Source organism: Myxococcaceae bacterium JPH2 (assembly GCA_016458225.1).
Classification (GTDB): domain Bacteria; phylum Myxococcota; class Myxococcia; order Myxococcales; family Myxococcaceae; genus Citreicoccus.
In genome coordinates this window covers 138,277-152,279 of the sequence record JAEMGR010000009.1, presented here as the reverse complement: position 1 = coordinate 152,279, position 14,003 = coordinate 138,277, and the positions used below count along the sequence as shown (strand labels likewise).

General features: G+C 70.6%; 11 protein-coding genes. 3 read left to right on the top strand and 8 right to left on the bottom strand.

What is annotated here, in order from left to right; all coding sequences use genetic code 11:
* Positions 1-462: a universal stress protein gene (locus JGU66_15915; GenBank protein ID MBJ6762260.1), complete on the bottom strand. Its 462-nt coding sequence runs from the start codon at positions 460-462 to the stop codon at positions 1-3.
* 138 nt (positions 463-600) lie between these two features.
* Between JGU66_15915 and JGU66_15910 the strand changes: the two genes are divergently transcribed.
* Complete coding sequence (locus JGU66_15910) at positions 601-1,464, top strand: SDR family NAD(P)-dependent oxidoreductase (GenBank protein MBJ6762259.1); 864 nt, start codon at positions 601-603, stop codon at positions 1,462-1,464.
* A 7-nt stretch (positions 1,465-1,471) separates the two neighbouring features.
* On the opposite strand, the gene JGU66_15905 is transcribed toward JGU66_15910, so the two are convergent.
* From JGU66_15905 to truD, 7 genes are all read right to left on the bottom strand, one after another.
* Positions 1,472-2,266 carry a trypsin-like peptidase domain-containing protein gene (locus JGU66_15905; GenBank protein MBJ6762258.1) on the bottom strand — a complete coding sequence of 265 codons (795 nt, stop codon included), beginning with the start codon at positions 2,264-2,266 and terminating at the stop codon, positions 1,472-1,474.
* A gap of 97 nt (positions 2,267-2,363) precedes the next feature.
* Complete coding sequence (locus tag JGU66_15900) at positions 2,364-3,851, bottom strand: FAD-dependent oxidoreductase (protein ID MBJ6762257.1); 1,488 nt, start codon at positions 3,849-3,851, stop codon at positions 2,364-2,366.
* Positions 3,848-5,194, bottom strand: coding sequence for a (2Fe-2S)-binding protein (locus JGU66_15895; GenBank protein MBJ6762256.1), 1,347 nt, complete (start codon positions 5,192-5,194; stop codon positions 3,848-3,850). Before JGU66_15895 ends, JGU66_15900 begins: the two co-directional genes overlap by 4 nt.
* Positions 5,195-5,432: 238 nt before the next feature.
* On the bottom strand, positions 5,433-6,944 hold the full coding sequence (locus tag JGU66_15890; protein ID MBJ6762255.1) for a hypothetical protein: 1,512 nt from the start codon (positions 6,942-6,944) through the stop codon (positions 5,433-5,435).
* Positions 6,945-6,951: 7 nt separating this feature from the next.
* Entirely contained in the window at positions 6,952-7,455 is a 504-nt protein-coding gene (locus tag JGU66_15885; GenBank protein MBJ6762254.1) for a hypothetical protein, read from the bottom strand.
* Positions 7,452-8,108, bottom strand: coding sequence for a sigma-70 family RNA polymerase sigma factor (locus JGU66_15880; protein ID MBJ6762253.1), 657 nt, complete (start codon positions 8,106-8,108; stop codon positions 7,452-7,454). The genes JGU66_15885 and JGU66_15880 overlap by 4 nt, the downstream gene beginning before the upstream one ends.
* A 12-nt stretch (positions 8,109-8,120) precedes the next feature.
* Positions 8,121-9,755, bottom strand: coding sequence for a tRNA pseudouridine(13) synthase TruD (gene truD / locus JGU66_15875; protein ID MBJ6762252.1), 1,635 nt, complete (start codon positions 9,753-9,755; stop codon positions 8,121-8,123).
* A 151-nt stretch (positions 9,756-9,906) separates the two neighbouring features.
* On the opposite strand from truD, the gene JGU66_15870 reads away from it, so the two are divergent.
* Complete coding sequence (locus JGU66_15870) at positions 9,907-11,568, top strand: FHA domain-containing protein (protein MBJ6762251.1); 1,662 nt, start codon at positions 9,907-9,909, stop codon at positions 11,566-11,568.
* The gene (locus JGU66_15865) at positions 11,565-13,844 is read left to right on the top strand and encodes a protein kinase (protein ID MBJ6762250.1); all 2,280 of its coding nucleotides are present in this window, start codon (positions 11,565-11,567) and stop codon (positions 13,842-13,844) included. Before JGU66_15870 ends, JGU66_15865 begins: the two co-directional genes overlap by 4 nt.
* Positions 13,845-14,003 lie beyond the last annotated feature (159 nt).

Here is a 14,003-nt window from a genome sequence, read left to right as displayed (position 1 = left end):
CTACTGCGCGGGTTGCAGGTGCAGCGTCAGAACGGGGCTCGTGGCGCGCGACACGACCTTCTGCGCCACGCTGCCCAGGAGCAGTCGCGACAGGCCGCGCCGCCCATGCGTGCCCATGACGACGAGGTCGAACTTCCCCCGTTGAATCTCATCCAGGATGGTCGCGCCGGGTTCACCCACCAGCACGCGATGTTGGACGGAGACCTCCGGGTGCTCAAGGTCCTTCACGAGCGTGTCGAGGTCCTGCTTCGCCGTGTCCACGGCCACGGTCTCCAGCGTCTGGGAGCTCCAGCCCGGTGACGCCACCAGGAGATCCGGCGCCACGTACTGCGGCGGCTCCCACGCGTGGACGATGTCCACCGAGGCGCCGAAGGGCCGTGCAATCTGGAGGGCGTAGTCCACCACTGCCGCCGAGCCCTCCGTCAGGTCCACGGGCACGAGGATGTGAGAGGGTGCGGTCATGACAGGCCTCCAGGTGAGGGGAGCGCGGCGTCGTCCGCTGGCCCGCGTGTCCGGGCAGCGCCCAGGCGTCCGAGGGCCGTGGTTGTGGGGCGCGGCGCTCGCGCGGCATGGGCAGGTTTGTGGTCGAGACAGCGCCTCATGCGTCCCCCCATCGACAACAGTACCGTGCTCATTGTCGGCGCCGCCGACGGCCTGGGGCCGGAGCTCGCACGGCTGCTGGCTCGACGGGTTCGCACCCTGGTGTTGGTGGCCTCGAGGATTTCACGCTTGGAGCCGCTGCGCACCGAGCTTCGGGCCGCCAACCCCACGCTCGGCGTACTGCTGCGCACCTGCAACTTCTGCGATGCGGCGGACGTGGATGCGCTCCTGGGTTACCTGGAGCAGCGCATCGTTCGGGTGGATGTGCTGATCAACATCGCCGACATGGGCGCCCCCGGACTCTTCGCGCAGGAGCAGTGGGAGCGGCTGCGCCAGACGTTGCGCTCCAACATCGTGGTGCCGGCGCTGATCGCGCATCGGCTGGTGCCGGGCATGGTCGCGCGCGGACGCGGGGGCATCCTCAACGTGGGCTCGGGCGCGAGTCACCTGTTGCTGCCAGGGGCCTCGGTCTTCGCGGGCACCCAGCGCTTCGTGGATGGCTTCACCGAGGCGCTTCGCCTGGAGTTGGAAGGCACGGGCGTCACCGTCACCCAGGTAGCGCCCGGGCCGCTGGACTGGGAGCCGCCGCTGCCGGACGAGTGCACGCCGCTCTTTCATCTCTCCGCGCGGCGCGGCGCGCGTGAGGCGCTCGCGGGCTTCGAGCGGGGCGCGGCCCTCGTCTATCCGGGCGCAGGGCATCGGTGGGTGATGCGAGTCGTGCCTCGGCTGCCGCGTTGGCTTCAGCGCGGCGTGGGGCGCCTGGCGCTGCGGGGCGTGCGCGCGCGGATGTTGCTGACGCCTCCAACTCGGATGACGAGCCCCGGGCCGCCGATGTTGCTGGCCAGCCGCCCGGAGCCCGCCTGAGTCCGTTCTACAGCCCGATTTCAGCCAAGCGCGCGCGCACCCGCGTGGCCTTCACGCCGGTGTTGCCCGTGCCACGGCCCGAGGAGTTGCCGCCCAGGCCGATGTGGTGCAGCGCGACCACCTCGTTGCTGGTGGCCGAGAACACCGGCGAGCCCGACGAGCCACCCAGCGTGTCCGCGTCGTACGAGATGTCGGTGGTGCTGTAGCTGCCGTTGAGCACCTTGCCCGGCGAGTACTTCTTCGTCGGGGAGCAGCCGCTCGTCGTGTAGTAGTCGCAGTTCTGGTGGATGACGTAGACGCTGGCGTTGGTGGCCGCGTTGGTGGCCGAGACCGTCAGCCAGCCATACACCGCGCCCGGGAGGCTGCCGTTGACGGCGTCGCACTTCACCGCGGTCATGTCATCCGAGGACCACGTCTTCACGAACGTGGCGCACGGGTACCAGATGCGATCCGCCGAGGCGACGCCATCCTCGTAGTTGAACGACACCCGAGCGCCCACCGCCTCCGTCGACGAGCCGATGCAGTGGTTGTTGGTGATGATCGTGTCCGCGGACACGAGCCACGCCGTGCAGCGCGTACCGTTGGCGGGGATGGACAGATAGCCCACGGGCAGCGAGCGCGTGCGCAGCGTGCCCGTCAGCGTCGTGGCGCTGCTCCAGTTCACCGAGCCCACGATGACGTTGGACTCCACGGACTGGAGCGGCTCCGGCGCCTCTCCGTTCGGCACGTCCGGTGGCCCCATGGAACCGCAGCCGGTCAGCCCTGCCAGCAACAGCGCTCCAACGACGCTCCTCGTGTCCATTCCAGCCTCCTCGCGCGGAACTGCGCATCCGCCATCCTCGCGAAACCTGCCTAAATTGAATAGATGGTTTCTGAGGGTTCCGCGCGAGGGGAGGGGATCAGCCGATGATCATGTCCTCGCGCTCCAGCTTGCCCTCGGCGAAGCGGCGCAGGTTGAAGCGGGTGAACAGCTCATCGGACTCGTTGCGAGTCATCCACTGGGCCATGCGCTCGGCGACGGCGGGCGCCATCATGAATCCGTGGCCGACGAAGCCGGACATCTGGAGCAGGTTGTCCAGGCCCGGCGTGCGGCCGAGCACCGGGTTGTTGTCGGGCGTGACGTCGTAGCAGCCGGCCCACTGGCGCAGGACCTTGACCGAGCCCACCTGCGGCATCTGCTCGATGAGGGCCTCGGCGAAGCGCTTCACGAAGCGCAGCGTGCTGCCCATGTTGAGGCCCGAGGGCTCCAGCGGATCCCCCATGCCGCCGACGATCTCGCCGCGCATGGACTGGCTGAAGTACAGGCCCGTGTCGAGCACCGACACGAGCGGCGCGAGGAAGGGCTTGAGCGGTTCGGTGCTGAGGATCTCGTGGCGGTGCGGCTCGTTGGGCAGCTGCACGCCCACGAGCTTGGCCACCTCGGGGCTCCACGCACCGGCGGCGAGCACCACGGTGTCGCAGGCGATGTCGCCGCGATCCGTCTTCACCTTGCGCACCTGTCCGTTGCTCGTCTCGAAGCCGGTGACCTGCGTATAGGTCTCGACCTTGATGCCGCGCTTCTGACAGCCCTGCGCGTAACCCCAGAGGAAGGCCCACGGGAAGATGACGCCGTCCTCGGGATTGTAGGCCGCCGTCAGGCAGTCCTTCATGGTGAGGCCGGGGACGATGTCTCGCGCCGCGTCCGGGGTGATGATGCGCGTGGGCACGCCGTACTTGTTGTGCAGCACGGCGTTGCGCTCCAGGCGCTCGGCCACGTCCTTGCGCTTGGCGAGGAAGATGTAGCCGCCCTGGCGCAACCAGACGTTGACGCCCAGGTCGCGCGCGAAGTCCTTCATCAGGTCGATGGAGCGCTTGGCCAGTTCGATCAGCGCGGGCGTGCCCCACTGCATGCGCACGCCGCCGCCGTTGCGGCCGGACGCGCCGGCGCACAGGTAGCCGCGCTCCAGCACCACCACGTCCGTCTCGCCGCGCAGCGCGAGGTTGTACGCGAGCGCCAGGCCCATGATGCCGCCGCCGATGATCACCACCTTGGCCTTGGCGGGCACGGAGCCCTCGGGCCGCAGCGCGGAGGCGAAGTGCTCCAGCTCTTGCGGCACGCCGCCCACGGGCGGCTGGGACTCGTCCACCGGGGCGCTGGCGAGCACGCGCAGCTCGGTGGGGTAGAGCGGTGGGCGCGGGGTGAATGGCACCACCGCGTCCGCCTTGAGCGCCTTCTCACGCTCCAGCAACGAGGCCACCGCCGACAGGCAGTTCTTGCCCTGGCAGATGCCCGTGCCGAAGCCGGTGTAGCGCTTGACGGACTCCACATCGCAGAAGCCGCGGGACACCGCGTGCTTCACGTCGCTGACCGTCACGTCCTCACAGGAGCAGACCAACGCCTTGCTCATGACAGCCCTCCGGCCAGCGCCTCGGCCGCGCGGTGACCAGCGGCCGACGCGGCCTTCGCCGTCCCAGCCCCGGTGATGTCTCCGGCGACGAACACGTCTGGCATCTCGGTGCGCCCGTCCGCGTCCGCCTCCACCTGGAACGCTCCCGCTTGCGCGTCGAACGTCACCTTCGCGCCGCCCTGGCGCGCCAGCTCGAAGCCCGGCGACACCGGCACGGACACGAGCACCGCGTCGCACTCCACCTTGCGCCGCCCGCTGCCCTGCACGTCGAAGCTCAGGGCGCCCACCGCGCGCAGGCCGTGGGCCTTGGGCTCCGCGCCCAGGCACGCCGTCGGGTGTGCGTCCGAGGGCAGCGGTCCGCGCAGGTCCACCACCGCGGCCACCTTCACGCCGCGCTCGTCCAGCAGCCGGGCCAGCGCGTGCAGCTCCGGTCCCCAGCCCACCAGCGCCGCGACCTCGGGAGCCACCGCGTAGCGCCGCAAGAGCAGGCTCGCCGCGCGGCCCGCGTAGACGCCCGGGAGATCATTGTTCTCGAACGGATGGATGGGCGGATGACCGCCCACCGCGAGCAGGAATCGCTCGGCGTAGAGCTTGATGAGCCGCGGTCCTTCCTCTCCGCGCGTCACCACGGCGAGGTAGCGCCCATGCTCGTCGTCATACAGCCCCACCGCCGTCGCGCGCGTCATCACGCTGCCGGCGGGGAACGCGGTGGGCTCGGGGATGAGCGGCGCGTTCGCCTCGGGAGCGCCGTGCGCCAGCCGGCCGCCGAGCACGTCGTCGCGCTCCAGGATCCGGAACGGGATGCCGCGGGAGGACAGCACGCGCGCGGCCTCCAGGCCCGCGGCGCCCGCGCCCACCACCGCCACGCGGGTGCGCAGCGTCTGCGCGGGGGGGATGGGCTCCGCCGCATCGCGCGGCAACAGGCCGAGGCCCGCGAGCTGACGCGCCACCTTGGCCATCACCGTCTCGGCCACCGGCACGCCCGCGAACATCTCGTGATGGTCCAAGCCCTTGGGGAAGAACCAGTCGATGGTTTCGAACACATCCACCTTCGCGGAGGGGTATGCGTTCTGCCGCTCCAGCTTCATGCCGGCCTGCGCGGGCGTGCGGCACGTGTAGACGTTGGGCTGGCCATCCACTCGCATGAGGCAGTGCGAGCAGGCCGCGGCGAAGCAATACGGGCCGCGAGGCCGGTGGTACTTCACGGAGCGGGCAAGCACGGACTCGCCCGCGGCGATGAGCGAGCACGCCACCGGTTCACCTTCGATGGCGGGAATGCTCTCGCCCTCGAGGTCCACGGTGATGGCCCTGCCGCGCGGAGGTACATCGGGGAGGCGTCGCATGGGTGGGCGCAAAATGGCGCACCCGGACCGGGTGGTCAAAGCCTGTCGCGACCCACGCACACACCCCCACGCGGGGCAGTCGACAGTGCGCGTGATGGAGCGCGCGACGTTCTCTTGTACGCACCACCATGGCGCGGCGCGGTGTGCTGCCTCGCTCGGGCCCCAAACGATTTCGGGGACCGCGACGGGCCGTGAGGCACCGTGGCGATCCCCGAAGGGTGTTGCTTGACGCGTTGAGCTAACCGGGCTGGACGGTGTTCTCGTCGCGGAAGATGGGCTCGGGGATGCCGCGCAGCCGCTGACCGAACCGGGTGCGGATGACGGCGCCGAACGCGGCGAGGATGGCGGCGATGTTGGCGAGCCAACCGAGCACCGGGACATGGCCGAGCGCGAGGAGGATCGACAGGCCGAGCGCCAGCACCACAGCCTGCGTCTTGCGACCGCGCATCACCGGAAGCCGCGTGCCCACTTCACTCGCCACCGCCGCGTAGCCCAGGGCCGCCGCGAGCGGCGCCACGACCCAGAGGAGCACGGCCACCGGGATGCCGATGAGCGTGATGATGAGCACCAGCGTGAGCGGCACGAGCGCGAGCGCTCCGAGGAAGCCCGCCATTCCGCTCTGCAGCGGGCGGGTGCGGATCTCCTCGCCCAGCTCCTTCATGCGCGCGGGGAAGAAGAGCTGCCCCAGGAAGCCCAGGCCGAAGAGGACCGCGAACTGGAGGATGAAGCTCGCGAGCCCGCTGGAGCGGCCGTTGTCATCATCCTCGTCGGCGTCGCTGCTCGAGTTGTCGGAGTCATTCGAGTGCTTGCCCGTGTCGTGGCTCTTCGCGTAGCGGCCATTGCGAAGCTCGCGCAGGCCCTCCTTGAGTTCGCCGGCCACGACGCGGCCGATGCCCGCGCCGCCGAAGGACTCGGTGCTGCCGTCCACCTTGGCTCCGTCGGACTTCTGCACGGTGCCGCCGAAGGCGGACACATCGCCCTCGACGACGGCATCGGGACCGAGGATGACGTTGCCGCCGAAGGCGTGCGCGTCACCCTCCACGTGGCCGCGAATCTCCAGCGTCCCGCCAAAGGCCACCGCGTCGTCCTCCACGTGGCCGTTCACCACCAGGTTGCCGCCGTAGACGACGGCGCTCTCCACCGTCTCGCCCTCCTTGACCTCCAGGGACTGACCGCGCGCCACCACGTTCTTGGCGCCGCGGCGACCACTGCGGACCTCGTTCTGGGTCTGCTGGAGCTTCTCGCGCACTGCCTCGCGGACCTGCTCGCGGATCTCTTCCAGGTCCTCGCCCTCGGACGCGGTGTCGTCGGACTTGGCGCCATCCTGCGCGGCGACGGCGGCCGCCGGCTTGGGCGGAGCAGGAGGCGCGGGCGGGGCCACCGGCGCGGTGTCTTCCGGGGTGTTCGCGGCCTGCTCCTGCGCCGTCATGGGCCGCAGCGTGAAGATGGAGCCATCGGTGTCGATGCGCAGCGAGTAGGCGCGGGCCACCGTGCGCAGGGCCTGCTCGGCGGTGACGCCGCGCAGGCGCACCTCGGCGGGCGTGTCCAGCCCACCGGTGACGACGATGTTCAGGCCGCCCTTCTCGGCGATGGCCTTGAGCGCGTCGCGCAGCGTGCCGCGATAGCTCACATCGATGGTGGGCGCGGCGGCGGCAGCGACCGCGGGGGCGGGAGTGGGGGACTCGGCGCCGAGGGCGAGGGGGGCACCGAGCAGGAGGGCGGAGATGACGAGTCGCGAGGGGATTCTCATGGGGCGCTCAGGCTTCGGTGAGGGAGGGGGAACCGCCGACGAGCCGCTTGAGTCCGAACAATGAGGTGAGCAGCAAGAGGGCCAGGATGCCCGCGATGCTCACGCCCACCGTGCTCCACAGCGCATGGGCGCCGCTGAGGAGTCCTTCGAAGAACACCCGTCCGTTCACCACCGTGGATGCCGCGGTGGTGCCCAGCCGGCCCAGGGCCCTGTCGTTGGTGATCAGGTACCCCAGTCCCATGGAAATCGACGTGACGAGGATGATGAGGCCGGACCAGACCTCACGCTGACGCGGCACGGGCGCTTCCGCGACCCGGGCCATGACGGAGGCGACCAGCGTGGGCGGCGGGAGTGGATCCGCCAGCCGATACAGGTCCTGCTCCAGCAGTCGGTGCTCCTCGAGGACTCCAGCGCAGGCGGCGCACTCGGCGGCGTGGTCCAGCGCGGGACCCTCGCCGGCCTCCAGCTCCGTGAAGAGCTGCTCCAGGTCCGGGCAGGGATGCGGGCTCATGCGGACTCCTCCTCCGAGGGGGTCATCTTCTTGCGGAGCTTCTCGCGGGCGCGGAACAGCCTCGCCATGATGGTCCCCGGCGCGCAGCCGAGGATCTGGGCGATCTCCTTCGTCGTGCGCTTCTGGACGTAGTAGAGCGCCAGCACTTCGCGGTCATCCACCGAGAGGGTGTTCATCGCGGCCTCGAGGGACTGCCGCTCCTCGCGGGCGATGGCCCCCTCCTCCTGCGACGCTTCGCCGCTGGCGAGGACCTCCTTCATGGGCTCCAGCTCCTCGGTGCGCACCTTCGTGCGGCGCCGGAGCAGGTCCAGGCAGAGGTTCCGGGTGATGGCGAGCACCCACAGGTCGAACGGACGCGAGTCGTCGTACCGGTGGAGGTTCTGGTAGGCGCGGAGCAGGGCCTCCTGCGCGACCTCGGCGGCCTCCGCCTCGCTTTGGAGCAGGCGCAGCGCCAGGCCGTACACCGGCCGCTGGACGCTGCGCACGAGCGCCGCGAAGGCGGAGGGGTCTCCCCGGCGGGCGGCCTGCACGTCCGCCGTCCAGGGGAGGGGGGCGGCTTCCTCAGCCATCAACATTCCGATGGCCATGGGCAGCGAGTCGAGGGCGAGTGAGTTCACGCCCTCGTCTACGGGAAATCCGCCCAGCCATTGCAGCCCGCGTCACAATCACTTCTTCTTTCGTGATTTCGCGACCTTGGCGGCCTTGTCCGCGCGAGCCTGCGCCTTGACGAGCTTGCGCTGGCGCTGTTTCTCGCGGAAGCCGAGCGGGACGGCGGGCTCGGGAGGCGGCGGGGGCGCGATGACCTCCGGCTCGGGCGCGGCGCGGCGGGGGCGGCCCGTGGACGGGCGGGCGTCCTCTCGGGGGGGCGCCTCGTCGCGGGGCTCGGCCTTGGACCGGCGGGCGCTCCAGGCGGGGGCGCTGCTGGGGCGGGCGGGGCGACCGGCAGGGGCGGCCTGGCTGGCGAGGGTCCGGTGCCGCGAGGGCCCCGTGTCCGACGCGGGGGCCTTGGCTCCCGGGGCGCGGGAGCCACCGGTGGCGCGGGGGCTGGCGGTCCGGGGGGACGCCGCGGCCTCCATCTCGGTGCGCACGGGACGCTGGGTGGCGCGGATGGTCTCGGCCGAGTCCTCGGTGTACTCGAAGTGGAAGAGGCGCTTGACCACGAGGGTGGCGTAGGCGCCCGGCGGCAGGGTGAAGGCGACGTTGACCTTGATGTCGCCGCGGTTCACCTCGTCGCTCTGCGTGCGGCCCACGACGAGCTTGTGCGGGAACATCAACAGCGGGCGCTCCTCGGACTTGAAGTACAGCATCCGGGGGGCTTCCTCGATGGTCAGGTCCTTGAGCGCCAGCTTCTCGCGGCCCAGCACCCACTTCACCGCTTCCTCGATCTGCGGGTTGGTGATGGTGGTGTTCGGGCCCAGCAGGGGGAAGGTGGCGTCGCGCAGGGTGCGGAGCACCTCCGGGCTGGCGTCGCGGTGGTGCAGGAGCGTGCCGGCCTGGTACCGCATGGGGAACAGGTGCTCGCGCGGCATGAGCAGCTGGAGGTAGCGCCGCACGCCCTCGTTCCAGAGGTAGCTCTGGTACTCGAAGAGCATCATCGCCCGGTAGTCCGAGTCGATCTGCATGAAGGCGCGCACCCAGTCATTGGGGTAGTCGCGCAGCGAGCGCAGGACGCGGTGGTACTTGCGCGAGCCCTCGAAGGGGACGCGCGCGTCCCAGCGGCCCCAGTTGTCGCGCCAGAAGGCCTTCACCTTGGCGTCCTCGGTGCGGTCCAGCTCCGAGGGCTTGGCGAAGAAGTTGTGCAGCGCGGCCTCGAAGTCGCCCCGGATGAGGTCCTTGGCGATGAAGCCCTGGCCGTGCTTGAGCGAGCCGAAGCGCTGGCTGTCGAAGTAGTTGATGACCCCGAGGCGGTTGACCTCGGCGGCGGCCATGTTGAGCGGGCCGAGGGACTCCGGGCCCAGGGCGCGCACGGTGACGGAGAAGCGGTTGGAGGTGATGTTGGCCGCGGACAGGGGGCGGTCGGTCCGACCCAGGTACTTCAGGCGCAGGTCGGGGTCCTGCATGTCAACGTCGGAGCCGTCCACCGCGATGATCTGCTCGGTCCGGCCCTGCTTGTCCTTCAGGCCGCAGTAACTGATGGCGCCGGGCTTGAGGCCGAAGGCGTCACGGATACGTCCGACCGCGTCGAAGGTGGACAGCTTCTGCTTGTCCATGAGGTACACCCGGTGCTTACCGGTGGGGACCTCGTCGAAGCGGTAGGACTCTTTAACCGAGAAGTCCTCGGGCTTTTGCTTGATTCGCACGCCAGCCCCCTTACCAGCGCGGGGGCGTGGTTAGAAGGGCGAGCCCCAGGAAAAGGGGGCCCGGACGCTGACCGGCCGTACAGGAGGCGTATCCGGACGTTCCCCCTGGCTTGGTGGCTCTGGTAGTGTCCGGCGCTCTGAGGATCCGCGCGTGAGCCAGGCACCCGCTCCATTCCCACCCAAGCCCGGGTCGCAGCTCCGTGGACCGCACCTGACAGGGCGGTTCGCGGACGGCTCGCTTGGGGAGTTTCCGCTCGGCCCGAAGACGTCGCTCGGCCGCCACCCCTCCAACACGCTCCGGCTGGTGGACCGCGAGGTCTCCAAGGAACACGCCATCATCGAGCGCGTGGGCCGGGACTTCGTCCTGAAGGACCTGGGGTCCTCGAACGGGACCTTCGTCAACGGGCGCAAGGTGCTGGAGCTGAAGCTGCGGGACGGGGACGAGATTGCCCTGGGCGCCTCCCGGCTCGTCTTCCACAGCGGCGAGCCGCCGGCTGCCAGCAACACGGCGCCCACCATGCCGGGCGTGACGGTGGTTGCCCACTCGGTCTCCGTGCCGGCGTTCCTGGCGCAGATGGACGCGGTGCCGCAGAACTTCCGGCCGGCCGAGCAGGTGACGGACACGGAGGCGCTGCGCCGGGACTACGAGAAGCTGCGCATCGCGCACGAGTTCCACCGGCAGGTGACGGTCCAGGGGCGGCAGCAGGACCTGTTCGATCAGATTCTGAAGGTGGCCTTCCAGCTTTTGGCCGCGGACCACGGCGTCATCCTCAAGGTGGCGGACGGCCAGTTCATCCCGGTGGCGGTGCAGCACCGGCAGGGCCGCCAGGCCAACGTGATGCTGTCCGACACGGTGCTCAAGCGCGTGGTGGAGACGCGCAAGGCCGTGCTGACGGCGGACGCCATCATCGACGAGCGGTTCAGCGCCGCGGAGAGCATCGTCGCGCAGGGCATCCGCTCGGCCATGGCCGTGCCGCTGATGGTCAACGAGAAGCTCCAGGCGGTGCTGTTCCTGGACAGCCGGCAGCAGATCAACGCCTTCTCCGAGAAGGACCTGGCCATCCTCTCCGGCATCGCCGCGCAGGCCGGCATCGCGCTGGAGAACGCGGCGCTGGCCGAGCAGATCCGCGCCGAGGCGGTGACGCGCGCCGAGCTGTCGCGCTTCCTGTCCAAGGCGGTGGCGGACGCGGTCATCAACGGCGGGACGGAGGACCTGCGCCAGAGCCGGCTCGCGGAGGTGAGTTGCCTGTTCGCGGACATCCGGGGGTTCACCACCCTGGCGGAGAACGACTCGCCGCAGGAGGTGGTGTCCATGCTCAACGCCTTCTTCACGGCGATGGCGGACGTGGTGTTCCGCTACGAGGGCAACCTGGACAAGTTCATCGGGGACTGCGTGATGGCCGTGTGGGGCCCGCCGTCCTCGCACCCGGATGATCCCGGCCGAGCGCTGCGCGCCGCGCTGGAGATGCAGGACGCGGTGACGGAGCTCAACCGGCAGCGCGTGCTCGCGGGCAAGCGCCCCATCGAGGTGGGCATCGGCATCAACACGGGCCAGGCGGTTGTCGGCTACATGGGCAGCGCCGAGCGGCACGAGTTCACCGCCATCGGCGACACCGTGAACACCGCCTCGCGCCTGTGCGGCCTGGCCAAGAGCGGCGAGGTGCTGGCCTCGGAGATGACCGTGCGCAAGGCGGGCCCGGGCTTCGACGTGGAGGCGCTGCCGGTCGTCCAGGTGAAGGGCAAGGAGAAGGGCGTCCAGACGTACCGCGTCCACGGCGCCGAGCTGACCACCTCCACCTCGCGTCGCGCATGAGCACGACGCGGCAGGCCTGCCCCAACTGTGGCGTGGTGCACGACACGCGCGTGTACGTGAGCGGCCAGAAGGTGGCCTGCCGCTGCGGCATCCGCTTCGAGGTCCGCCGCAACGACGTGTCCGTCATCCGGCCCGCGGCGCGGCTGGAGGACGGGCAGGTCACGCTCGTTCCACACTCCGTGGCTCCTCCCTCGGCGGAAGCGCCTGCCGAGGCGCCGAGCGAGGGCGCGGTGTCACTTTCCGCCGGCTCGGGTGTTTCTCCCGCCATGGACGCGAGCGAACCCGCGCGCGCGGGTCGACCGGGTGGAAGTGAAGTGGCTGGAGCTGCCCCCGTGGGAGGGGCTTGGGCCCCTGCGACTCGAGAGCCCTCGGGCGTCGCCCTGCCGTCCACTTCCAGCGTGGAGGACGCCGAGGGGTCTGGCGCGGCGACCATGGTGCGTGGCTCCACGCCCGTGTCCGCGTCGTCCGCGGTCACTCCGGTGGCGAGCGGGGCAGAGGGGGGCGCGGAGACGTTCGTGGCCACGCCTCGGCCCGAGCTTCCGGGCTTCGAGCTGCAAGAGGTGCTGGGGCGCGGCGGGATGGGCGAGGTGTGGCGCGCGCGGCAGCAGTCGCTCGGGCGCACGGTGGCGGTGAAGCTCTTGCCGCCTCGGCTCGCCAAGGACCCCGAGTTCGTCACCCGCTTCGAGAAGGAGGCCACCGCGCTGGCGGCGCTGAGCCACCCGCACATCGTGCAGATCATCGACCGCGGCGTGGTGGGCGAGCACTACTACTTCGTCATGGAGTACGTGGAGGGCCGCTCGCTGCGCGAGGCGATGAGCACGGGCGAGGGCCTCACGCCGCCGCAGGCCCTGAAGCTGCTGCTCCAGGTGTCGCGGGCCATCGAGTGCGCGCACGACAAGGGCATCATCCACCGCGACCTCAAGCCGGAGAACATCCTGCTGGACGCGCGCGGCCACGTGAAGGTCGCGGACTTCGGGCTGGCGGGTATTCGGGAGCCGGACTCGCGCCTCCAGCTCACCGCGACCGCGGTGGCCATGGGGACGCTCAACTACATGGCCCCCGAGCAGCGCCGCGACGCGAAGAACGTCGACGGGCGCGCGGACCTCTTCTCGCTCGGCGTCATGCTCTACGAGACGCTCACCGGCGAGCTGCCGCTGGGCCGCTTCAAGCTGCCTTCGGCGCGCGTCCCCGGGTTGGATCCGCGCGTGGACGCCGTGGTGGAGCGCCTGCTGGAGACGGAGCCCGCCGCGCGGTACGCGAACGCCGGTGAGGTGTGCGCGGCGCTGGAGTTGATGGTCTCCAGCTCGTCCGCGCCGGCGATGTCGCTGGGTGACACCGCGCGGGTGTTCCCGGCGGGTCCGCATCGGGCGCGCAGCGAGCTGACGCGGCGACTCCGGCTGGGCTGGCGGCGCGTGCGCGCGGGGCTGTCCGTGGTGGGCGGGCTGGCGCTCCTCGGGCTCACGGTGCGATGGGCAGTGGGGCCCGTGAGCCTGCACGTGGGCCAGGATGACAAGGTCGTCATCGGCACCCAGGGCCTCAAGGTCCGGCCGGGCACGCTGCCCTGGCCTCCCAACACGGAGGGCGAGGTGTTCGCCTCGGCCAACGTGGTGGACGGCCCCGGTGGTACCACGCGCTTCGAGGTCGGCTTCGACGCGGGCGAAGAGGAGCTCAACGTCCACAGCGGCGAGTGGAAGATGATGGACGGGCAGCTCCAGGCGCGCCAAGGCGGCAAGGAGACGGACGGACATCGCCTGGTGCCGCGCGCGTACGTGGCCCACCGCTACTTCGTGAGCGACGACTTCACGTCCGAGGTGCTCATGGACGTGAAGCCGCTGGGCCCGGCCTATCCCGAGGAGCCGGACGCGCAGCACTTCGGCGAGCTGGCCTTCCGCATCAAGGACCTCCAGGTGTCCGCCTTCGCCATCCCCGAGGTGGGCATGCGGCTGTCCTGGCGCTACATCACCGACGCGGGGCAGGAGATCGTCGGCAACAGCGCGCAGGACCTGGACAACATGGTCGCGGACGAGATGCCGCTGCCCACGCACGGCCCGTTCCTCGTGCGGCTCCAGCTCCGGCGCCTCAAGAGCGACGCCGTGAAGGTGGAGGCCTTCCTCAACAACCAGCTCTTCGCGAGCAAGGTGCTGCCCGGCTTCCAGGGCCGCGTCGGCAAGGTGGCGCTTGGCTGCCGCAACCTCGCGTGCACCTTCGATGACCTCAAGGTGCGAGGCCTGCTCGGCGCTCGGCCCGCGCGCAAGCTGGCCTCGGGCATCGAGTAGCGCCACGGCCTGTCGCGCCGTGTCCGTCCAGGAAGGCCGGAGTGGGAGCGGACGGCCCCGCCGTGGACGCGGGGTGCGAACCCGCGAAGTCGCTCTACACCCTGGGTCGGGCCGCACGCGGCGCGCCTTCTCCGCGCCCGGACACCTCTGCTGCAATGC

Bases quoted from the DNA above. Each gene is read 5' to 3' on its own strand.
- JGU66_15915 (MBJ6762260.1), bottom strand. From the start codon at position 462: ATGACCGCACCCTCTCACATCCTCGTGCCCGTGGACCTGACGGAGGGC.
- JGU66_15910 (MBJ6762259.1), top strand. From the start codon at position 601: ATGCGTCCCCCCATCGACAACAGTACCGTGCTCATTGTCGGCGCCGCC.
- JGU66_15905 (MBJ6762258.1), bottom strand. From the start codon at position 2,266: ATGGACACGAGGAGCGTCGTTGGAGCGCTGTTGCTGGCAGGGCTGACC.
- JGU66_15900 (MBJ6762257.1), bottom strand. From the start codon at position 3,851: ATGAGCAAGGCGTTGGTCTGCTCCTGTGAGGACGTGACGGTCAGCGAC.
- JGU66_15895 (MBJ6762256.1), bottom strand. From the start codon at position 5,194: ATGCGACGCCTCCCCGATGTACCTCCGCGCGGCAGGGCCATCACCGTG.
- JGU66_15890 (MBJ6762255.1), bottom strand. From the start codon at position 6,944: ATGAGAATCCCCTCGCGACTCGTCATCTCCGCCCTCCTGCTCGGTGCC.
- JGU66_15885 (MBJ6762254.1), bottom strand. From the start codon at position 7,455: ATGAGCCCGCATCCCTGCCCGGACCTGGAGCAGCTCTTCACGGAGCTG.
- JGU66_15865 (MBJ6762250.1), top strand. From the start codon at position 11,565: ATGAGCACGACGCGGCAGGCCTGCCCCAACTGTGGCGTGGTGCACGAC.